This is a genomic window from Devosia aurantiaca (assembly GCF_011058215.1).
In the GTDB taxonomy this organism is placed as follows: Bacteria; Pseudomonadota; Alphaproteobacteria; order Rhizobiales; family Devosiaceae; genus Devosia; species Devosia aurantiaca.
In genome coordinates this window covers 875,248-894,858 of the sequence record NZ_JAALFG010000001.1, presented here as the reverse complement: position 1 = coordinate 894,858, position 19,611 = coordinate 875,248, and the positions used below count along the sequence as shown (strand labels likewise).

17 protein-coding genes and 4 pseudogenes are annotated in these 19,611 nt (G+C 63.0%); 12 read left to right on the top strand and 9 right to left on the bottom strand.

Going from position 1 to position 19,611, the window contains the following annotated elements:
• Window positions 1-61: 61 nt before the first annotated feature.
• Window positions 62-1,000, top strand: a complete 939-nt coding sequence (locus tag G5575_RS04640) for a Gfo/Idh/MocA family protein (RefSeq protein WP_164533282.1) — start codon at window positions 62-64, stop codon at window positions 998-1,000.
• Window positions 1,001-1,105: 105 nt separating this feature from the next.
• Here the strand turns inward: G5575_RS04640 and G5575_RS22105 are convergent.
• The 3 genes and pseudogenes from G5575_RS22105 to G5575_RS21480 form a co-directional block, all read right to left on the bottom strand.
• Window positions 1,106-1,726: pseudogene (locus G5575_RS22105) on the bottom strand (DUF1365 domain-containing protein); the annotation flags it as partial.
• The gene (locus tag G5575_RS04630; protein WP_328765841.1) at window positions 1,723-2,676 is read right to left on the bottom strand and encodes an NAD(P)/FAD-dependent oxidoreductase; all 954 of its coding nucleotides are present in this window, start codon (window positions 2,674-2,676) and stop codon (window positions 1,723-1,725) included. The gene G5575_RS04630 and the pseudogene G5575_RS22105, both read right to left, overlap by 4 nt.
• Before the next feature lie 127 nt (window positions 2,677-2,803).
• Window positions 2,804-3,070, bottom strand: coding sequence for an FAD-dependent oxidoreductase (locus G5575_RS21480; protein WP_328765840.1), 267 nt, complete (start codon window positions 3,068-3,070; stop codon window positions 2,804-2,806).
• Window positions 3,071-3,213: 143 nt separating this feature from the next.
• Between G5575_RS21480 and G5575_RS04625 the strand changes: the two genes are divergently transcribed.
• Genes G5575_RS04625 through G5575_RS04615 form a run of 3 tightly spaced genes read left to right on the top strand, consistent with a single transcriptional unit; the run spans window position 3,214 to window position 4,953 of the window.
• Complete coding sequence (locus tag G5575_RS04625) at window positions 3,214-3,882, top strand: RNA polymerase sigma factor (protein ID WP_235935580.1); 669 nt, start codon at window positions 3,214-3,216, stop codon at window positions 3,880-3,882.
• Complete coding sequence (locus G5575_RS04620) at window positions 3,879-4,526, top strand: ChrR family anti-sigma-E factor (RefSeq protein WP_164533281.1); 648 nt, start codon at window positions 3,879-3,881, stop codon at window positions 4,524-4,526. The genes G5575_RS04625 and G5575_RS04620 overlap by 4 nt, the downstream gene beginning before the upstream one ends.
• A 7-nt stretch (window positions 4,527-4,533) precedes the next feature.
• Window positions 4,534-4,953 (top strand): DUF2177 family protein, encoded by a 420-nt coding sequence (locus G5575_RS04615; RefSeq protein WP_164533280.1) that lies wholly within the window; start codon window positions 4,534-4,536, stop codon window positions 4,951-4,953.
• On the opposite strand, the pseudogene G5575_RS04610 reads toward G5575_RS04615, so the two are convergent.
• Window positions 4,939-5,977 (bottom strand): annotated as a pseudogene (locus G5575_RS04610) (Ldh family oxidoreductase). The gene G5575_RS04615 and the pseudogene G5575_RS04610 overlap by 15 nt on opposite strands.
• Before the next feature lie 124 nt (window positions 5,978-6,101).
• Here G5575_RS04610 and G5575_RS04605 point away from each other — a divergent pair.
• The 8 genes from G5575_RS04605 (at window position 6,102) to G5575_RS20030 (ending at window position 13,587) form a co-directional block, all read left to right on the top strand.
• Window positions 6,102-7,568 (top strand): MFS transporter, encoded by a 1,467-nt coding sequence (locus G5575_RS04605; RefSeq protein WP_235935576.1) that lies wholly within the window; start codon window positions 6,102-6,104, stop codon window positions 7,566-7,568.
• 142 nt (window positions 7,569-7,710) lie between these two features.
• Window positions 7,711-9,204, top strand: a complete 1,494-nt coding sequence (locus G5575_RS04600) for an ABC transporter substrate-binding protein (protein ID WP_164533278.1) — start codon at window positions 7,711-7,713, stop codon at window positions 9,202-9,204.
• 246 nt (window positions 9,205-9,450) lie between these two features.
• Entirely contained in the window at window positions 9,451-10,398 is a 948-nt protein-coding gene (locus G5575_RS04595) for an ABC transporter permease (RefSeq protein WP_328765905.1), read from the top strand.
• Entirely contained in the window at window positions 10,395-11,243 is an 849-nt protein-coding gene (locus tag G5575_RS04590; protein WP_164533277.1) for an ABC transporter permease, read from the top strand. The genes G5575_RS04595 and G5575_RS04590 overlap by 4 nt, the downstream gene beginning before the upstream one ends.
• Window positions 11,240-11,941 (top strand): ABC transporter ATP-binding protein, encoded by a 702-nt coding sequence (locus G5575_RS04585; protein WP_328765839.1) that lies wholly within the window; start codon window positions 11,240-11,242, stop codon window positions 11,939-11,941. Before G5575_RS04590 ends, G5575_RS04585 begins: the two co-directional genes overlap by 4 nt.
• A 103-nt stretch (window positions 11,942-12,044) precedes the next feature.
• Window positions 12,045-12,806: an ABC transporter ATP-binding protein gene (locus G5575_RS04580; RefSeq protein ID WP_164533276.1), complete on the top strand. Its 762-nt coding sequence runs from the start codon at window positions 12,045-12,047 to the stop codon at window positions 12,804-12,806.
• Entirely contained in the window at window positions 12,803-13,105 is a 303-nt protein-coding gene (locus G5575_RS20035; protein ID WP_235935575.1) for a hypothetical protein, read from the top strand. Before G5575_RS04580 ends, G5575_RS20035 begins: the two co-directional genes overlap by 4 nt.
• Window positions 13,102-13,587, top strand: a complete 486-nt coding sequence (locus G5575_RS20030; protein WP_328765838.1) for a DUF1684 domain-containing protein — start codon at window positions 13,102-13,104, stop codon at window positions 13,585-13,587. Before G5575_RS20035 ends, G5575_RS20030 begins: the two co-directional genes overlap by 4 nt.
• Window positions 13,588-13,592: 5 nt before the next feature.
• On the opposite strand, the pseudogene G5575_RS04570 reads toward G5575_RS20030, so the two are convergent.
• The 5 genes and pseudogenes from G5575_RS04570 to G5575_RS04550 all read right to left on the bottom strand — a co-directional run.
• Window positions 13,593-15,490, bottom strand: a pseudogene (locus tag G5575_RS04570) (glycoside hydrolase family 127 protein); the annotation flags it as partial.
• Between the two features lie 21 nt (window positions 15,491-15,511).
• The gene (locus G5575_RS04565; protein ID WP_164533275.1) at window positions 15,512-16,567 is read right to left on the bottom strand and encodes an ABC transporter ATP-binding protein; all 1,056 of its coding nucleotides are present in this window, start codon (window positions 16,565-16,567) and stop codon (window positions 15,512-15,514) included.
• Window positions 16,564-17,390, bottom strand: a pseudogene (locus G5575_RS04560) (carbohydrate ABC transporter permease). Before G5575_RS04560 ends, G5575_RS04565 begins: the two are co-directional and overlap by 4 nt.
• Window positions 17,387-18,289 (bottom strand): carbohydrate ABC transporter permease, encoded by a 903-nt coding sequence (locus tag G5575_RS04555; protein WP_164533274.1) that lies wholly within the window; start codon window positions 18,287-18,289, stop codon window positions 17,387-17,389. The pseudogene G5575_RS04560 and the gene G5575_RS04555 overlap by 4 nt, the downstream one beginning before the upstream one ends.
• A 72-nt stretch (window positions 18,290-18,361) precedes the next feature.
• Window positions 18,362-19,591 (bottom strand): ABC transporter substrate-binding protein, encoded by a 1,230-nt coding sequence (locus tag G5575_RS04550; protein ID WP_164533273.1) that lies wholly within the window; start codon window positions 19,589-19,591, stop codon window positions 18,362-18,364.
• Window positions 19,592-19,611 lie beyond the last annotated feature (20 nt).

The following is a 19,611-nucleotide window of genomic DNA, read 5'->3' as shown; positions in this document are numbered from 1 at the left end:
TTTCCCTTGGCAGCGAGGCCTCCGGTCTGCTCTATACCCGGCGCATTCAAGGAGTGGGGCCATGGCCAAGCGTAAGATCGCGGTAATCGGTGTCGGCAAGATCGCACAGGACCAGCACCTGCCGGTGATCGATGCCTCGGACGACTTCGAGCTCGCGGCCACTGTCTCGAGCCGCGGTGTGGGCCATAACGGCCTCCCGGTGTTTCGCACCGCCGCCGAGCTTTACGCCGCCATGCCGGAAGTCGGCCTCGTCTCCATCTGCACGCCGCCCGGCGTCCGCCATACCCTGGTGCGCGAAGCACTGGACGCGGGCAAGGACGTGATGATGGAAAAGCCGCCCACCACCACGATTTCCGAACTCGACGACATCGTTGCCCATGCCGCCCGCCTCGACCGCGTGCTGTTCCAGACCTGGCACAGCCAATACAATGCCGCCGTCGATCAGGCGCAACGGATCATTGCCGAGCAGAACGTCAAGTCGGTCCGCATCGACTGGCGCGAAAGCGTGCGTAAGTGGCATCCTGGCCAGGATTGGGTCTGGGAGCCCGGTGGCTTCGGTGTCTGCGATCCGGGCATCAATGCGTTCTCCATCTTCACCAAGATCATGCCCTTCCCGGTCTTTGTGGAAAGCGCCAAGCTGACCTTCCCGGCCAACCGGCAGACCCCGGTCGATGTCGAGACGCGTTTCAAGTCCGGCCAGCCGCATCAGCCGGAATTGTCGGCCGGCTTCAACTGGCTCGAGGAGAGCGGGGAAGTCTGGACCTTCACCATCGTCACCGGCACAGGCGACGAGCTCAAGCTTGAACGCGGCGGCCGCACCCTGCGTGTCAATGGCGAGATCGTGCTGGAGCATGGCGATCGCGAATATGCCGGCATCTATGACCGCTTTGCCGACCTGCTCGATGCCCGCGAAAGCGATGTCGATGCTGCCCCGCTGCGGTTGATGAGCGACATCTTCTTCCTTGGCGTCCGCGAAAACGGTCCGGACTTCGAATGGTAGATCAGGCTTTCGTCGCCCGATCGGCGTAGCGGCGGAGCTTGATCCCTTTGAGCAAAAGCCGTAGTGCCCCCAATGGATGGCGGCGGTGACCTTGAGCGTCATCAGCGGATGCGTGAAAAACAGCGCCAAGAGCGTTCGGTCCGAAAAGGGCCGAGCCTGGCCGGCGAAAGACGCATAAAGCAGCGGCTCGCCGCCTTGCGTTTCGTTGATGGCGACGCGAATACGTTCGCCGGGCTGGTTCAGGCGAAACTCGTAGCGGCAATCGGGATCGATAAAGGGCGAGACGTAGAAGGTCTTGTCCGCCGTCTGTTGCCCCTCGGCCGGCAAGACATAGCTGTGGCGCTCGCCAAAGGTGTTGTGGACCTCGTAGATCGTCGCCAGCGGCTGCCCCTGGGCGTCGTCGCAAAACCAGACGGTGAGCGGATTGAACACATAGCCCAGAATGCGCGGGTAGCAGAGCAGCCGGATGCGCTTGGGCTCCGGCAGGCCCTGGTCCCGCAGTTGTGACGCCACCCAAAGGCGCATGTCGCCGCCATCGGCGTGGTCGCGATCGAGAAGCGAAAACAGGGCCCCGCGGTTGTGGCCGAAGAGGCGGAGCTGATCGAGGCGTGGCAGATCGTCGAGATCGATCAGAATCGAAAATACGCGGTAGCGCAGGCGGTGCCTCTTGGGCCGATGCCGCTGGTGCACGACGTGGCCGACATAGATGGCCGAGACCCGGCTCATGCCGCAAGCGCTGCCGGCGGCGCGAGGGTAATCCTGCCCGATGGATCGCGCACGCTCCAGGGGCGCGGTAGCGATCCCATGGCTTCAGCTGCAGCGAGCCCTGCTTGCAACCCATCCTCGTGGAAGCCGCGCCCGAAATAGGCGCCAGCAAACCAGGTTCGGTTCTGCCCCTGGATGCGCCAGAGGTTTTGCTGCGCCGCGATGGCCTTGGCGTCAAAGACCGGATGCGCATACTGGAACCGCGCAATCTCAAGCTGCGGCGCCTGCGGCGGGTTGAGCGTCACAAAAAGATCACGGCCTTCCAGCCCATGGAGCTGGTTCATCCAGTAGCTGACGCAAAGCGGGTGGCGCGGGCCGGCCTGGTCGAGGGCCATATAGTTCCAGGAGCTCCACGCCCGCCGGCGGCGCGGCATGTATCTGGCGTCGGTATGAAGCACGGCGGTGTTGTTCGTAGAGGCGAAGGCACCAAGGAGGTCGCGTTCGTCGCTGCTTGGTTGCTCAAGCATGCGCAAGGCCTGGTCGGCATGGCTCGCGACCAGTACCTGATCGAAGCGATCTGGGTTTCCCTTGGCGTCGAGGACGGTAACGCCGCCTGCGTCTCGCTTAATCGTCGCAACCGGGGTCGAAAGGCGCACGGTTCCGGCGAACTGCGCCATCAGCGAACTGATATACTTGCGACTGCCGCCCTTGACCGTGCGCCATTTCGGCCGCTCCCAGAGCTGCAAGAGATTGTGGCTCTCGAAGAAGCGGACAAAGGCCAGAAGCGGGTAGGAGCGGATTTCCGATGCCGAAGACGACCAGATCGCGGCGGCAAGCGGCAGTAGATGACCGTCAATAAAAGACTGGGAATAGCGCTGCGCCAGGAGATATTCGTCGAGCGTCAACTGCTGCAGATCGGGACGCGCCAGCACGTCGGGCGCTTCCCGATAGAAGCGGAGCACGTCGCGCACAAGCGCCCAGAAACGCGGGCGAAACGCATTGCGCTTCTGCGCCAGAAGGCCGCCCAGCCCTTCGCCGCTATATTCGAAGCCTCCCCATCGAGCGATGCGGAAAAGGACATCTTGGTCGCAAGGCTTTCTACCCCGAGAGGTGGGACATCAGCGCGGAAAAGTTCGGGTAGTTTTGCTCATTGTAGACGATGAAGCCGGTGTCGACCGGGCCCGTGCCCGGCACGTCCACCGTATTGGCGTGACCACCCAGGCGGGCGTCGGCTTCGTAAAGAACGATGTCGTTGGTTTGCGCCAGGAGCCATGCCGCCGACAGGCCGGACACGCCGCTGCCGATTACCGCGATACGCTGCCGCAAAGGTTCTGAACCGGAAAAACCGGCAGAAGCGTGAAACATAAAGCCGACCCCTTGAGCATCGCACCTACACCAATTAGGGGCTAACATAGATCAAAAGGAGCCGCTAAAAACTTTCGCTGCCGGCGCCTCGATATTTCGCGCCAAGGCTGATCCGGCCCCTAACAGGCGCCGTAGTTTTGGGCATGACACTTGCGATTTACCCATCCAACGGACCATGCGAGGATACGGCTCGACCACCGCGCCGTCGCCTTGCCGTGCCTGCGCAGATCAAGGGCATGCCCGTGATGGAAAAGCGCAGTCCTTCGCCCGGCGAAGACATAGGGGCGAGGATCGTCGCCATTGCTGCTTCTGCGGACATGGACGCCTATGAAGCGCTTTTCCGCGATTTCGGGCCGCGCATCCGCGCCTATCTCATCAAGATGACGCGCGACGCACAGGTGTCGGAAGACCTGATGCAGGAGACCATGCTCGCCATCTGGCGCAAGGCCGGCCAGTACGATCCGGCGCGGGGCCCGGCCTCGGCCTGGATCTACACCATCGCCCGCAACATCTGGATCGATGCCTGGCGGCGGCAGCGCCGGCCGGCAATCGACCCCGACGATCCGGCCCTCAGCATCGAGCCCGAGCCCGATGCACCCAAACAGATCGAGGCCCGGCAAAGCCAGGAAGCGGTGCGCCGCGCTATGGAGCGGTTGCCAGCCGAGCAAATCGACATTATTCGCCTCTCGTTTTTCGAGGAGGCGTCCCACAGCATGATCGCGGCCAAGCTTGGCCTGCCGATCGGCACGGTCAAATCCCGGCTCAGGCTGGCCTTCGGGCGGCTACGCGCTGCGCTGGACGAGCAACAATGACGATACGCCACCATCTCAATGATGACCTGCTGATTGCCTATGCGTCCGGCAATCTGTCGGAAGGCTGGTCGCTGGCGGTGGCGACGCATCTGGCCATGTGCAGCACCTGCCGCCAGAGCCTTGCCGTTGCCGAAGCAGCAGGCGGCGCGCTTTTGGAGGAAATCGAACCTGTCGGAAGCGATGAGGGGGCTTGGGAAGCGCTCAAGGCGCGGCTCGGACGCGAACCAACGCCGCCCGTCCAACCAAAGGTACGGCCCGCGAGCGCCGTCATTCCGGAGCCGCTGCGATCTTATCTCGGCGCCGATCTCGCAGACCTCAAGTGGCGCAGGGTGGGCACCGCCCACCAGATCCGGGTCAAGACAGAGGACCAGGAAACCCAGGTTCGCCTGCTGCGGATTCCGGCCGGCAAGCCTGTCCCCGAGCATAGCCATGGCGGGCGCGAGCTGACCGTGGTGCTGACGGGCGCCTTTCACGACGAGATCGACGAGTTCGGGCCCGGCGACATCGAGGATGCCGACGGCAGCCTGACCCATCAGCCGGTGGCAAATCCGGAAGAAGACTGCATCTGCCTTGCCGTCACCGACAAGCCTTTGCGGTTCACCAGCCGATTGGTGCGGCTCGTGCAGCCACTCCTCGGCATCTAGGCGCGAAGTGGCTGCAACGCATCTTCCCACGATCCTCGCCGCTTATGGCGGCGCGGCTCTGGTGTTCTTGGCGCTCGATTTCGTCTGGCTGGCTATAATTGCGAGGCGCTTCTACCAGGCCGAAATTGGTCACCTGCTGCGTGATAAGGTCAACTTCGTCCCAGCCGACATATTTTACCTCGTCTATGTCGCGGGCATTGTCGGCTTCGCCATTATCCCGGCTCTCGCCGCCCAATCCTGGCTGTGGGCGTTTGTGGCCGGCCTTGCCCTTGGCCTCGTTGCCTATGGCACCTATGACATGAGCAATTTGGCAACGCTGCGAAACTGGTCCACCAAGCTCTCGATCGTCGACATGGCATGGGGCAGCCTGCTCACGGGCCTCGCCGCATTGAGCGGTTTTTGGCTCGCGAGCCTAGTCCAGCCCTAGAAATCGCGCCGTATCGGGATCGATCGGGACGCCTTCGCGATCTCGCCGATCGGCTTCCGCCCATTCGCGGTCACCGGGCGCCATGATCGGGCCTCCCCGGTCTCGCGGCCGCGCCGCGCAGTGATGCGAGATAGCCCAGTATAGCCTGCCCGAACAGGGCGCCACCCACGAACTTGTCGGGATCGATCACCAGAACGAAGTGCCCCATATTGCGCGGCTCGTGGATGTTGTCGGTGCCGTACATGGGAATGAAATCGGGATCGAGCGTCGTCCCGGTCAGCAGCGCCGAAAACATGGTCGCAATACCGGCCAGGCCGGCACCCTTGTAGCCAAACGCTTCGCCTCCGAGCGGCAGAAGCATTTCGGCGGCATAGGGATCACTCGTCGGGTTACCTAAGCCATCCGCCGCGACGCCTTCGGGCAATGACTTGCCGAGCGAGCGGTGCAAAAGGACGCGGTTCATCGGAATGGACGAGGTTGCCATGTCCAGGAGCCATGGCCGGCTCCCAGGCACAGGCGCGGCAAAGGCGAGCGGATTGGTGCCGTGAAAGCGCTCGGCGCCATCGAACAGCGCCACCATGGAGTCGGTATTGGTGGTTGCGAAGGTGATGAAGCCGTGCTCGGCACCGGCGACGGCGTAAGCGCCCGCGGCGCCAAGATGGGAAGAATGCTCGATACCGACGGCCGCGACACCGGCTTCGCGAGCGATGTCCATGCCGATCTCAACGGCATGGTAGGCAGCGTAGTGTCCAAGACCATCGTCGCCGTCGACCATGGCGCTGCCCGAAGCGGTTCGGCGCACCTTGAGCTCAGCATTCTTGTTCAGCCGACCGCCGCCCAGCATGCGGCAGTAATGCTCGACCAGACGCACGCCATGGCTGTCGACGCCGACGCGCGACGCATGCATCATCGCGCGGACGGCAGCCTCGGCAGATCGGGCGCTGGCGCCGGCAGTGCGTAGAGCATCGAGGACGCGCCGCTCCAGCTCGGCACCCGGAATCAAAATCTGATTGTCGCTGCGCATCACTTTTCTCGTCTCTATCGGCAGGCAGCATAACGCCTCGGCGCAGCCTTCGTGACAAGCAAATTGGAGCCGTGCGCTACTCGCGCTGCTTGGAACGCGGCTTATGCTCCTATACTCAAGAGGGATGAGCACCTATTCCCCAGCCCAGCGCCGGCGCATCCTCTTTGCGGCAATCACGGCCTCGTCGATGGGCTTTATCGATGGGTCGGTGATCTCGATCGTTTCGCCCGCCATCCGCACAACGCTCGGCGCCAGCCTCGCCGATGTGCAGTGGGTCTCGAACGCTTACCTCCTGACGCTGTCTTCGCTGCTGCTGCTCGGCGGCGCCGCAGGCGACCGCTTCGGCCTGCGCAATGTTTTTGCGGCTGGCATCGTGCTCTTTGTTGCTGCGTCGCTGGTCTCGGCGATCGCCCCCAATCCTGCCCTCCTTATTGCCGCCCGCGCCTTTCAGGGGCTGGGCGCTGCCTTCATGGTGCCGGGCAGTCTCGCCATCATCGCCGAAGCCTATCCCAAGGAAGAGCGCGGCGGCGCTATCGGCATCTGGGCGGCCGCATCCTCGCTGACCACGCTGCTGGGGCCGGTGCTGGGAGGCGCGCTGCTGACCTGGCTCGGCGACGCAAGCTGGCGCTGGGTCTTCGGCATCAACCTGCCCCTGGGCCTCGTTGCGCTCGCTCTGCTTTGGGGCACGCCAAGCCCAATCAAGCCCGACCGCAAGCCGCTCGACCTTGTGGGCGCCGTCCTAGCCATTCCCATGCTGTTCCTGGTCTCGTGGGCTTTTATCGACGCTTCGGGATGGTTCTGGCTCTATCTCGGCGCCGGCTTGATCGCGCTTCTCGTCTTCCTTTGGTGGGAACACCGGACGGCGGCGCCTATGCTGCCGCTGTCCCTGTTCGCGGACCGCCGCTTTTCCGGTGCACAGGCAGTCACCTTTCTAATCTACTTCAGCCTTTCGGGCGTGCTTTTTTACCTCCCCATGGTGATGATTGCCGCTTGGTCGGTTACCCCGGCCGAAGTGTCGCTTAGCATGCTTCCCTTCGGCATCGTCCTGACCATGTTATCGACGCCAGCCGGCAAGCTCACCGATCGGCTCGGTCCGGGGCCAGTTATTGCAGTTGGCTCGCTGATTGTGACCCTAAGCCTTCTTGGCCTCGGCCTCACGGCGCCGCTTCACCAGGTCTGGTTTGCCATCGCACCGCTCATGGCGCTTTTCGGCATCGGCATGAGCGGCGTGGCCGGGCCGATCTCGACGGCGGTAATGGGCGCGGTGTCCGACGGGGAAACGGGAACGGCATCGGCCATCAACAATGCCGTCGCTCGCGTCGCCGGCCTTATCGCCGTCGCCTCCATGGGTGCCCTGGCCATCTTCGTCTTCAACCAGGGCGTGCCGATCGGATCGGCCGAGTTCGGCGTCGCCCCATCTAATGACGCTTCGGTTGCAACCGACGCGGCGCGCATCGCCGGGACAGACCAAGCCTTCGCCGTGCTCTGCTATGGCGCAGCCGTTCTGACCCTCGCCGGGAGCGTGCTCAGCTGGCTGCTGCTGGCCCGAACGTCCCAAACGCAGCCCGGGAACAAAGTACCTCCCGGCTGACCGCGACCGGGAAGGCTTTTCAGGGCATCGATCCAGAGCGAACGAAAACTCTACCCTTGCAGTGGAGCCAAAGCCTTCGCGACGCTATTTTGCTTGGGACGAGCCGGACCGGTGCCGGGCTCAACCATGATAGGGCTTTTCTATGTCTCCCCAATTGCGTCGCAATCTGCTTGTTGCTGCCCTCCTTGTCGGCAGCGCACTTTCCCCTGCTGCCTTTGCGCAGGAGGTCAATCCCGACGCTTCGATCCGCATCGGCTCGCTCTATGAGCCGCAAAATCTCGACAACACTGCCGGCGCTGGCCAGGGCATCAACGAGGCCTTCAACGGCAACGTTTATGAAGCGCTGTTCCAGCTGACCGATGCCGGTTCGGTCGAGCCCAAGCTCGTCGACAGCTACGAAGCCAGCGAAGATGGCCTCACCTATACGTTCAAGCTCAAGGACGGCGTGACCTTCCATTCTGGTGAGCCGCTGACCGCAGCCGATGTGAAATATTCCATCGAGCGCGTTACCGCCGAAGCCTCGCAGAGTTCGCGCAAGCGCAGCCTGTCCACCATCACCGGCATCGAAACGCCGGATGACCAGACCGTGGTCATTACGCTCTCGGCCCGCTCGATCTCGCTGCCCTATAACCTGTCCTATGTCTGGATCGTCAACGACGCCGCCACCGACATTACCGCCACCGAAGACGGCACCGGCCCCTATTCGCTTGCCGAATGGCGCCGCGGTTCGGCCCTCGCGCTCGAGCGCTTTGACGGCTATTGGGGCGAAGCCCCGAGCAATGGGGAAGTGGTCTATACCTACTTCACTGACGCGACCGCGCTCAACAATGCGCTCCTGACCAACGCCGTCGACATCATCACCTCGGTTCAGAGCCCCGACTCGCTGGCCCAGTTCGCCGGCAATTCGTCCTTCACCGTCACCGAAGGCGCGTCGACGACCAAGGAATTGCTCGCCTACAACGATCGCGTTGCGCCCTTCGACAATGTGCTGGTCCGCAAGGCCCTGGCCCGCGCCACCGACAAGGCCCGCCTGCTCAACTCGATCTGGGGCGACTATGGCACGCTGATCGGCTCCTTCGTGCCGCCGACCGATCCGTGGTATGTCGATCTCACCGGCGTCGATGCCTATGATGTCGAAAGCGCCAAGGCGCTGCTTGCGGAAGCCGGCTATCCCGACGGCTTCGAGTTCACCCTCGATACGCCCGACTACGATCCGCATCCGATCGTCGCGCAGTTCCTGCAGACCGAGTATGCCAAGATCGGCGTGACGGTGAACATCAACATCATCACCGCCAACGAGTGGTACACCAAGATCTATCAGGAGAAGAATTTCGAGGCGACGCTGCAGGAGCACGTCAACCACCGCGATATCGTCTTCTACGGCAATCCCGACTTCTACTGGGGCTACAACAACCCCGAAGTCGTCCAGCTTGTGGCCGATGCGGAAGCCGCTTCGTCGGAAGACGAACAGACCGAAAAGCTGCGCCAGGCCAACGAGATCATTGCCGAGGATGCTGCCAGCAACTGGCTCTACCTCTATCCGCAGATCGTCGTTTCCGCCGCCAATGTGACCGGCTACCCGGTCAACGGCCTCAACTCGCAGTTCTTCGCCTACGATATCGAGAAGTCGGAATAGTGCTTTAGAGACCTCATCCTGAGGTGCTCGCCAAAGGCGAGAATTCAAGGACGGGGTCGGGCACTCCGCCGCCTCTACTCTCCCGACCTCGTGGTTCGGGGCCGCGCTTTGCTTCGCACCTCACCATGAGGTCTTTAAAAACGTGAACACACGACCACCGGCTCCTCAGCCGGTGGCTTTACTTTAAGCTCACCGCTATGTTGCGCCGACCATCGCGCAAGGATCGTTCCTATTTCTGCCTACCTTATCCGCCGCACGCTGATCCTTTTCGCCTCGCTGTTCCTTGCAGCCGTGGTGCTGTTCGTGTTGCTGCGCCTCCTGCCCGGCGATCCCGCCAATGCGCTTCTGGGCGTTGGCGCCACCGACCAGCAGATCGCGGCAGCGCGCGCGCAGGTCGGCTCCGACCAGCCGCTTTATCTCCAGTTCACGTCGTTTATCGCCAATCTTTCCCGGCTCGACCTCGGCACGTCCTTCGTGAGCCGCGCCTTGGTTCTGGACGAGATCGGCAACCGTATGTCGGTCACCCTGCCCCTGACTTTCCTCGGCTTCCTCGTTGCCCTCCTGCTCGCCATCCCTCTCGGCGTGCTCTCCGCGGTGCGCTCGGACAAATGGTATGGCTCGGCAATTTCGGTCGTGTCGCAGCTGGGGATCGCCATCCCCGTCTTTTGGGTCGGCATCCTCTTGGTCACGCTGTTCTCGATCAACCTGCGCTGGTTGCCGTCTGGCGGATTTCCTCTGCGCGGTTGGGGCAATTTCGGCGAAGCCGCGACCGGCATGATCCTCCCGGCGCTCACCATCGGCCTCGTCATGGGCGCATCCCTCCTGCGCTATGTGCGCGCCGCGACCCTCGATGTTCTCGACAGCGATTATCTGCGTACCGCCCGCGCGCTCGGCTCGAGCTTCCCCGAAGCGCTTTTGCGCCACGGCCTGCGCAATGGCGCCGTTCCCGTGATCTCGATCCTTGGCATCGAGCTTGCCAGCACCTTTCTTGGCGCCGTGGTCATCGAGCGCGTCTTCTCCCTGCCCGGCCTTGGCTCCATGCTGCTGCTTGCCATCCAGCAGCGAGACTATCCCAATGTGCAGGGCGTCTTGTTCATTTCGACCCTCCTAGTCCTGCTGATCGGCTTTGCCGCCGACATCGCTCAGCGCCTGATCGACCCCCGCCTGCGCAATAAACTGAGGGTCGAGGCATGACCCCTGCGGCCATCACCGCGGCACCGGACCATTGCCGCCCCTCGCTAATCCTCTGGGCCGGTATCGTCCTTGTCGGACTCCATGTCCTTGTCGGGCTCCTGAGCCTGGTCTGGCTCCCATATGACCCAACCGCCATGGCCGGTGGCCGGCTCGAGGGTCCAAGCCTGCTCCACTGGATCGGCACGGACCGGCTCGGGCGCGATCTTCTTACCCACCTGATGATCGGCAGCCGTATCGCCCTGATCGTCGGCCTTGGCGCCGTCGCCATCGGCGCAGCGCTCGGCGTCACCCTTGGCCTCCTTGCCGCTTTTGCCAGCAAGTGGCTCGATGACGCGCTCGCGGCGACGCTCGATATCCTTATCGCCTTCCCAACACTGCTGATCGCCATGCTGGTGGTTGCCGCCAGCGACACGGCAAACCTCTGGTCCGCTATCATCGCCCTCGGCATTGCGCTTTCCGCCATCGTTGCGCGCCTCACCCGCATCCTCGCCAAGCGCGTGCTGGTGATGGACTACATCACGGCGGCGCGGACTTCCGGCAGTTCCTGGCCCAAGATCGTCGCCATTCACATCCTGCCCAATATCTGGCCGACGCTATCGGTCAATTTCGCCCTACAATTCGGCCTCGCCGTTATCGCCGAGGCCTCGCTCTCCTATCTTGGCCTAGGCGCGCCGCCGCCCAATGCCTCGTGGGGTCGGATCCTCCAGGAAGCCCAGGGCACCGTCTATACCGCTCCGCTCGGCGCTATTGCGCCAGGTCTCGCACTGGTGTCGCTTGCCATCGGCGTCAACCTTCTGGCCGACGGGTTGCGCGACACTATCGATCCGACGAGGCGCGCCCGATGACCCCGGTGCTCGCTCTCGACAATCTCTCCATCGCCGCTGGCAGCAAGCTGTTGGTCTCGAACCTTTCTTTCTCACTGGCCCGTGGTGAGCGGCTTGGGCTTATCGGCGAGTCTGGCTCCGGCAAGTCGCTCACGGCGCTTGCCGCCACCGGCCTTCTTCCTGCGGGACTGTCGCCGGCAGGTTCGGCGAAGCTTGGCGGCACCGAGGTCATTGGCACGCCCAATCGCGCGCTCGACCGGCTGCGCGGCACCGCTGTTGCCATCGTCTTCCAGGAACCGCTCACCGCGCTTGATCCCTTGATGCGGATCGGCAAGCAGGTGGCCGAGCCCCTCGCCCGCCGCGCCAAACGTGACGACGCACCGCTGTCGGGCGCGGCGCTGAAGCAGGCCGTGCTTGCGCTTCTGGCCGAGGTTGCCCTCCCCGAGCCCGAGCGCATCGCCCAGGCCTACCCGCATGAACTCTCCGGTGGCCAGCGGCAGCGGGTCGCCATCGCCATGGCGCTGGCCTGCAAGCCTGACCTTCTGATCGCCGACGAGCCCACCACCGCTCTCGACGTCACCACGCAGGCGGAAATCTGGGTCTGCTTGACCGGTTGGTCCGCGAGCGCAACATGGCATTGCTTTTTATCAGCCACGACCTGCCCGTTGTCGCCAACACCGTCAGCCAGGTCGTGGTGCTCCGACAGGGCGAGGCCGTAGAAGAAGGGCCCGTCGCCGAAGTGTTCGGCGCGCCGAAGCACGACTACACGAAGAGCCTCTTGGCCGCCGCCCGCAGCTTTGACCAGGCGCTCGGGGGCCGGCCATGACCCTGGTACGCGTCCAAAATGTCAGCTTCGGCTATTCCGCCGATCGCCGCATCCTCGACGATGTCTCGCTCGATATCGCCGTAGGCGACACGATTGGCCTTGTCGGTGAGAGCGGCTCAGGCAAGACCACCCTGCTGCGCCTGCTGCTGGGTCTCGCGCGTCCGGATAGTGGCACCATCAGTTTCGATGGCCAAAAATTAGACCCAAGCAATCGCGCCTTCATGCGCGATTTCCGGCGCCAGGCGCAGGTTGTCTATCAGGATCCTTATTCCTCGCTCGATCCACGCCAGACAATCTTTTCCATCATCGCCGAGCCGCTGCGCTCTTTGAAGATCGGCGGCGATCACGCCAAGCTCGTCGGTGACGCGCTTGAGGCCGTCGGGCTCGACCGCGATGTCGCCGCCCGCTACCCGCATCAGTTCTCGGGCGGCCAGCGGCAGCGCATTGCCATTGCCCGCGCCATCGTCCCCGGACCGCGCCTGCTGCTCGCCGATGAAGCCGTGAGCGCGCTCGACCTCACCACCCGCACCCGCATCGTCGACCTCTTGTCGCGTCTCAGCCAGGACATGAGCCTGCTCTTCGTCTCGCACGATATCGGCGTCGTTGCCGCGCTTTGCCGCCGCATCGTCATTTTGGAAAAAGGCCGCATCGTCGAGGCCGGCGACACGCGCCAGGTGCTTGCGCAGCCACAACATCCCTACACGCAGCGCCTGCTTGCCAGCGTGCCGCGTCTTTCGCTCACCCAGGAACCGTCATGACCGACTACCCAACCCAATATGCCGATTGGCAGAGCCGCCGCCTCGAAGCGCTCAAGGCACCCAATGGCTGGCTCAACATCATCGCCCGCGTCTGGCTTTCCGAGGGCACGGTCACCGTCGGGGCCACCCAGGACAATGACATCGTCCTTTCCGCCGGGCCTGACCATGTCGGCAGCCTGACCCAGGATGCGAAAGGCCAGGTCACCTACACGCCTGCCGATGGCGGCACGCCGCAGGTGCTGAAACTCTCAAATACAAGCCGCCGCAGTTCAACGCCGGCAACCTGCTGCTCGAGGTGACCTCGATCAACGGCGAAAACGCGTTGCGGGTCCGCGACACGGCTTCGAAGGCGGCCGACCAGCTGCCGCCGCTGCAATATTTTGCGCTCGACCCCAGCTGGCGCATCACGGCCGACTGGATTGCACTCGACGCACCGAAAGGTCTTACCATCGACACGTCGAAGTCGATCCCGACCAATGTCGAAGCGACCCACAAGGCGGTTTTCATCCGCGATGGCGTGACCTACGAGCTGCTCGCCACGCATGGCACGCCCGAGGCGCCACAATTCGTAATCCGCGACCAGACCTCGCGCGACACCACCTATGCCGCCTGCCGCTTCGTTTTCGGCGAGGACGTGACCGACAAGACCATCGTCCTCGACTTCAACAAGGCCATCAACCCGCCCTGCGCCTTCACCGAACACGCAGTCTGTCCGCTGCCACCGGCAGAAAACGTCCTGCCGATCCGGATCGAGGCTGGCGAGAAGCGCTTGGAGCACTAAGCGCTTCAGCCCACCGCTTCAGGCACCCACACGACCATCGATCCCTGCTCGCGATTGGCCCAAAGGAAATACGGCACGGCGGTGAGGGTCGACGGCGTTTCCTGTGGCGGGTCGGTGCGATAAAGCTGGCGGAAGTCGGCTTCGTCGATTGCGGTGGCGTCCGCCTTGAGCGTGACGATGCCGTCGAAGAGATCGCTCTTTTCGGTTCGCAGCTGCGCATGACGCGGGAGTTTCAGCCGCTGCACCTTGCCGCCGGGATTGTCGGTTTCTTCGAGACAATAGACCAGCGGTCCGCGCTTCAGCGCCACGCGACCGGCATCCATGATGACGCCGGGATGGGCATAGAGACGTACCGGCGGCATGGGCAGATCGAGGCTGATGACGTCGCCTTTCTGCCATTCGCGGTTGATCGTCAGATAGCCCTTTTCGGCAGTGGAAAGATCGATGGTTTCCCCGTTCACCGACACGCCCGCACCTTCGCACCAGTCCGGAATGCGGAGTTTGACGTCGAAGGTAGCCGGCGTCTCGGGATCGACATGGATCTTGATGTCGCCTGACCAGGGATAGGTCGAGACTTCGCGCAGGGACACCTTGGTGCCCGCAATGTCGACATTCGAAGCAATGCCGCCATAGAGGTGGAAGGCGACACCGTCTTCCGCGGTGGACAGGAAGTACTGGCCGACCGACGCCACTAGGCGCGACACGTTCATGGTGCAGCAGGGGCAGGTGTGCCATTCCCAGCGCGTCGGCGTTCCGTCGCTCTCGAGCGGATTGGCATAGAAATAATGTTCGCCATCGCGGCTGAGGCCGGAGAGCGCGCCGTTGAACATGGCGAGTTCGAGGATATCGGCATATTTGCCGTCGAGATCGAGATGCAGCATGCGCTGCGCCCAAAAGATCAGCGCCACCGAGGCACAGGTTTCGGCATAGGCGGTCTGGTTGGGCAGGTCGAAATCGTGGGTGAAGCCTTCGTTGTGCGCCGATGGGCCAAGACCCGCTGTCACATACATCTTTGTTTGCATGACATCGTCCCACAGCACTTCGCAGGCGCGCTTGAGCTCGGGATCGTTGAGCTCGGCGGCGAGGTCAGCCATAGCGGTATAAAGATACATGGCGCGCACGGCGTGGCCGACGACCTTGTCCTGATCGCGCACCGGCTTGTGGGACTGCGAATATTCGTAGTTGCCGTGGACATAGGGTTGACGCGTGTCGCCACCCTCGCGCCGCTCGCGCTCGATGTCGAAATAATGCGGCGGCTGCTGGCCGCGCTCGTTGATTATGTAGGTGGCGAAGTCGAGATGCTTGCGCTCGCCCGTGAGGTAATAAAGCTTCATCAGCGCCAGCTCGATTTCCTCGTGCCCGTCATAGCCGCGACGCTGGTTGGGACCGGTGCCGAAGGTGGCGTAGATGTGGTCCAGATAGCGCTCCATGATGTCAAGGAAGCGCCGGCGGCCCGTGACCTGGAAGTAGGCGACGGCGCCTTCGAGCAGGTGGCCGGCGTTATACATTTCGTGGTTGTCGCGCAGGTTGGTCCAGCGCTTGTCGGGCTCGCGGCCGAGATACCAGCAGTTGAGATAGCCATCGGGCGCCTGCGCCTTTTCGAGATCGTCGATTGCCGCCTCAATCTTGGCCTCGATATCGTCGTCGCGGCGATGCGCGAGCGCATAGCTCGCCGCCTCGATCCACTTGCCGACGTCGCTGTCCCAGAACACCTGGACGGTAAAGCCATTGGCGTGGCGCGGAAAGCGCAGCGGCGGTGGCGGCTGGGGAGTTTTAGGGAGTCGAGGATGCCGTATTCGCCCAGCTTCTTGTGCTGGCTGGGCACCGTGCGGGCAAGGACGGTATCGAGACGCTCGTGCCAGAACTGGCCTTCGAGCTTGACCTCGGGAAACGGAACGGGGCGTAGCGGGACATGGGTGCGGCCTTAAAGTGCGATACCGGTCGTCGGATCGAAAAGGTGGACATGGGCTGGATCGATGCGCAGGCCGACGCGGTCGACGGCGGCAAGGTCGGTGCGCTCGGACTGGACGAGCTGGAAGCTGCCATCTTGTGAGGTGAGATAGGTTGCCGAGCCCGTGGACTCGACCGTTCCGACATCGAGGTGGAATGTCGCCGCATCTTTGCTGACAACAAGGTGCTCCGGCCGCACACCGGCGATCACCGCCCTGCCCGGCTCGAGCCTGCGGGCCAGCGGCAGCGTGCCACCGGCATCGAGCAAAACGGCATCGCCACTCTCGGCAATCTTGCCGGCCAAGAAGTTCATGGCCGGAGAGCCGATGAAGCCGGCAACGAAGCGGTTGACCGGCCGATCGTAAAGATCGAGCGGCCTGCCCTGCTGCTCAATAATGCCATCGCGCATGACCACGACCCAATCGGCCATGGTCATGGCTTCGATCTGGTCATGTGTCACATAGACCGAGGTGGCGCCGAGCCGATCATGCAGGGCGCGGATTTCCTTGCGCATCTGCACGCGCAGCGAGGCATCGAGGTTGGACAGCGGCTCGTCGAACAGAAACGCCTTGGGATTGCGGATGATGGCGCGGCCCATGGCGACGCGCTGGCGCTGCCCGCCCGAAAGCTGGCGCGGATAGCGGCCGAGCAGTTGCGTTAGCCCCGTGGTTGCCGCGACCTCGGCCGCCTTCTGCCTGGCCTCTGCCTTGCCGACGCTATGGAGCCGCAGCGAATAGGTGAGGTTTTCCTCCACCGTCATGTGCGGGTAAAGCGCATAGCTCTGGAACACCATGGCGATGTCGCGGTGACGCGGCGGCACGCCGGTCATTTCCTTGCCGGCAATGCTCATACGGCCTGAAGAAATGGTCTCGAGCCCGGCAATGGAGCGGAGCAGCGTGGACTTGCCGCAGCCCGAGGGTCCGACAAGGGCGACGAAGCTCCCCTTGGGGATCGTCAGCGAGATGTTCTTGAGCGCGTGGAAGCTGCCGTAATGCTTGTCGATGCGGTCGAGCTCGATCTGGGCGGTCATTTGAGGGCTCCCGAGGTGAGGCCGGAAACGATGCGGCGCTGCAGGATGACGAAGGCGACAAGGATCGGCGTCACATAGATCGCCGAATAGGCCATGATGGCGTTCCAGTCGGTGGAATTGGGCCCCAGGAACCCGGAAAGTCCGACGCTGGCGGGCTGTTGCGAGGGGTTCTGGATGATCGACTTGGAATAGATGTATTCGCCGAAGGCGCTCATGAAGGTGAGGATGGCGCAGACCAAAATGCCGTTGGCGCCAGCGGCAGGACGATGTTGAAGAAGGCCCCGACGCGGGAATTGCCATCCACCAGCGCCGCTTCCTCGAGCTCGCGCGGCACGCTCATGAAGGTGGCGCGCACCAGGACGACGAAGAAGGGCATGGCCTTTGCGGCTGCCGCCAGCACCACGGCGGTGCGGGGAAAGTTGAGCAGGCCAAGCTGGTTGAAGCCGACAAAGAGCGGCGTGATCATCACCGAGGCCGGCAGCACTTGCAGCATCAGGATGGCGAAGAGGCCGACGTCGATCCAGGGATTGCGATAGCGGGCGAGCACATAGGCGCAGCCGGTGCCAAGCACGACGGTGATGAGCGTCACGCCGCCCGCAATCAGCACCGAGTTCCAGAGATAGGTCGGCATGGTGCGCCGGGTCCACACATCAGCGAACACGCCGAGATTGGGCGAGACCGGCCAGAAAGTGGGCGGATTGGCAAAAATCTCCGAGCCCGATTTGATGGAGGTGACGTACATCCAGTAAAGCGGGAAGAGGTAGATCGCGGCCAGTGCCAGCGCCACGACCAGCAGCAGCCAGGGGGTATAGGTCCTTGTCATCCGCGCACCTCGTGGCGGGTCGAGCGCACATAGATGACCGAGGCAAAAAGGACGAGCAGGAACATCATCACCGAGACGGTGGCGCCCTTGGCGAAGTCGTAAAGCTGGAAGCTCAGCTGCCAGGACCAGTAGCCGGCCACGTTTGAGGTGTTTGCCGGACCGCCTTCGGTGAGCGCGGGAAAAAGATCGAACTGCTGCAGCGTGCCGATCAGCCCCAGCGAAAGCACGGCGCCGATGGTCGAGCGCATCATGGGCAAGGTGATGGTCCAGAAGCGCTGAAAGGCATTGGCGCCATCGAGCTCGGCGGCTTCATAAAGATCGCGCGGAATAGCGGCGAGCCCGACCGAGAGCAGCAGCATGTTGAACGCAAGGCCGAGCCAGATATTGGCGATGATTACGGCCCAGATGGAAAAATTGGGATCGGACTTCCAGAAGACGTTGGAGCCGATGATGCCGAAACTGCGCAGGATGACGTTCAGCACGCCATAGTCGCCGGCCAGGATCAGGCTCCAGATGCCGCCGACCACGAGGCCCGGCATGACCCAGGAAACAAGGAAAAGGCCGCGAATGGTCGAGGCGCCCGGGAAGTTCTGCGCGAAGAAAAGGGCTAGGGCAAAACCCAGCACGAACTGGCCGGTCATCGAGCCGAAAACGAAGATCAGCGTGTTGCGGGTGACGAGCCAGAATTCGGGCTGCTGCACAACGGCGACATAGTTGTCGAAGCCCACAGCGGGGCGGAACAGCGAGCCCAGGGTGAACATGTCCACCTGCTGAAAACTCATCAGGACGTTGTAGACCAGCGGCGCGCCGGCAAGCGCCAGAAGAAAGAGCAGAGCTGCGCCGACCAGGATGATATCGAAACCGATACCGTCCCTGAGCCCGCTGAAATATCGCGACACCGAAAGCCTCCGTGACCTTGCCTGAGAAAAATGCCGGCCAGAGCGAACTCCGGCCGGCCCAGTCAGGGAGGACTACTGCTTGAAGATGGTGTCGATGGTGGCCTGCGCCTGGTTGAGCGCGTCCATGGCCGGCATCTGGCCGGTCAGGGCCTGCTGCTCGGCATCATAGATGGCCTTGGAGATCTTCTGCCATTCCGGGTGCGGGCCGCGCGGCTGCGCGTATTGCAGCTGGTCCTGGAAGACGACCAGTGCCGCATCCTTCTTGGCTTCGCCGGTGACCGGCAATTCGATATCGCCGCGCGCCGGCAGGTTGCCGAATTCGGGGAAGATGCGGTCTTCCTGTTCGACGAAATATTCAAGCAGGCGGAAGGCTTCGTCGGGGTGCTGGGTGTTGGCCATGATGCCCCAGTTGAAGCCGCCTAGTGCCGAAGACTTCTGGTCGTCTTCGTTGATGGTGGGGAGCAGCGCCACGCCCCAATCGAACTTGGCGTCTTCCACCATGCGGTCGATTTCCCACGGGCCGGAAATGGCCATGGCGGCATTGCCCGAATTGAAGACGCCGGTCGAATCCCACTGGCCAAGGCTCAGCACGTCGCGGCTGGCATAACCGTTGTCGATGAGGCCCTTCCAGATATCGAGGACCTGCGCTGCGCCCTCGGTATTGACCTTGTTGGCGCCACCGCCCGACATCTGGATGATGGGAAGGAACTGGAACGTGCCTTCTTCGCCGGCACGGGCGGAGAAGGTCACGCCATAGACGTTGTTGGCCGGGTCGGTGAGCTTGGCGGCATCTTCAGCCAGCTCGGCCCAGGTGCTGGGCGGCTCGGTGATGCCGGCCTTGGCGAAGAGGTCCTTGTTGTAGAAGAGGCCGATCGTGTCGGTATATTTGGGCAGACCATAAAGCTTGCCTTCCCAGGTCACGGAATTGAGCGGGCCTTCGAAATACTCGGCCTTGCTGATAATAGGCGAATTGGCGACGCGATCGGTGATGTCGAGCATGGCGCCGCGCGACGAGAAGAGAGCGAAATCAGGGTTGTCGAAGGAGACGATGTCCGGCGCATTGCCGGTGGCGAAAGCGCGCAGCGTTTCGTTAACGATCTCGTCGAACGGGATGGCGCGATATTCGACGACGATGTCGTCATTGGCCTCATCGAATTCCTTGGAGAACGTGTCGGCGATGCCGGTCCGGTCGACACCGTCGATGGACCAGACCTTGAGCGTCACCTGTGCATAGGCGGGCGTAGCCGCGACCAATGCGCCAAAGGCGAGACCGGCCAATAGACCGGGCTTGGTAAACTGCATTATATCCTCCCTTGCGGCCT

What these genes read in the sequence shown, in the direction of transcription:
- G5575_RS04640 (WP_164533282.1), top strand. Translation starts at nt 62, where the DNA reads ATGGCCAAGCGTAAGATCGCGGTAATCGGTGTCGGCAAGATCGCACAG.
- G5575_RS21480 (WP_328765840.1), bottom strand. Translation starts at nt 3,070, where the DNA reads ATGTTTCACGCTTCTGCCGGTTTTTCCGGTTCAGAACCTTTGCGGCAG.
- G5575_RS04625 (WP_235935580.1), top strand. Translation starts at nt 3,214, where the DNA reads ATGACACTTGCGATTTACCCATCCAACGGACCATGCGAGGATACGGCT.
- G5575_RS04620 (WP_164533281.1), top strand. Translation starts at nt 3,879, where the DNA reads ATGACGATACGCCACCATCTCAATGATGACCTGCTGATTGCCTATGCG.
- G5575_RS04605 (WP_235935576.1), top strand. Translation starts at nt 6,102, where the DNA reads ATGAGCACCTATTCCCCAGCCCAGCGCCGGCGCATCCTCTTTGCGGCA.
- G5575_RS04600 (WP_164533278.1), top strand. Translation starts at nt 7,711, where the DNA reads ATGTCTCCCCAATTGCGTCGCAATCTGCTTGTTGCTGCCCTCCTTGTC.
- G5575_RS04590 (WP_164533277.1), top strand. Translation starts at nt 10,395, where the DNA reads ATGACCCCTGCGGCCATCACCGCGGCACCGGACCATTGCCGCCCCTCG.
- G5575_RS04585 (WP_328765839.1), top strand. Translation starts at nt 11,240, where the DNA reads ATGACCCCGGTGCTCGCTCTCGACAATCTCTCCATCGCCGCTGGCAGC.
- G5575_RS04580 (WP_164533276.1), top strand. Translation starts at nt 12,045, where the DNA reads ATGACCCTGGTACGCGTCCAAAATGTCAGCTTCGGCTATTCCGCCGAT.
- G5575_RS20035 (WP_235935575.1), top strand. Translation starts at nt 12,803, where the DNA reads ATGACCGACTACCCAACCCAATATGCCGATTGGCAGAGCCGCCGCCTC.
- G5575_RS04565 (WP_164533275.1), bottom strand. Translation starts at nt 16,567, where the DNA reads ATGACCGCCCAGATCGAGCTCGACCGCATCGACAAGCATTACGGCAGC.
- G5575_RS04550 (WP_164533273.1), bottom strand. Translation starts at nt 19,591, where the DNA reads ATGCAGTTTACCAAGCCCGGTCTATTGGCCGGTCTCGCCTTTGGCGCA.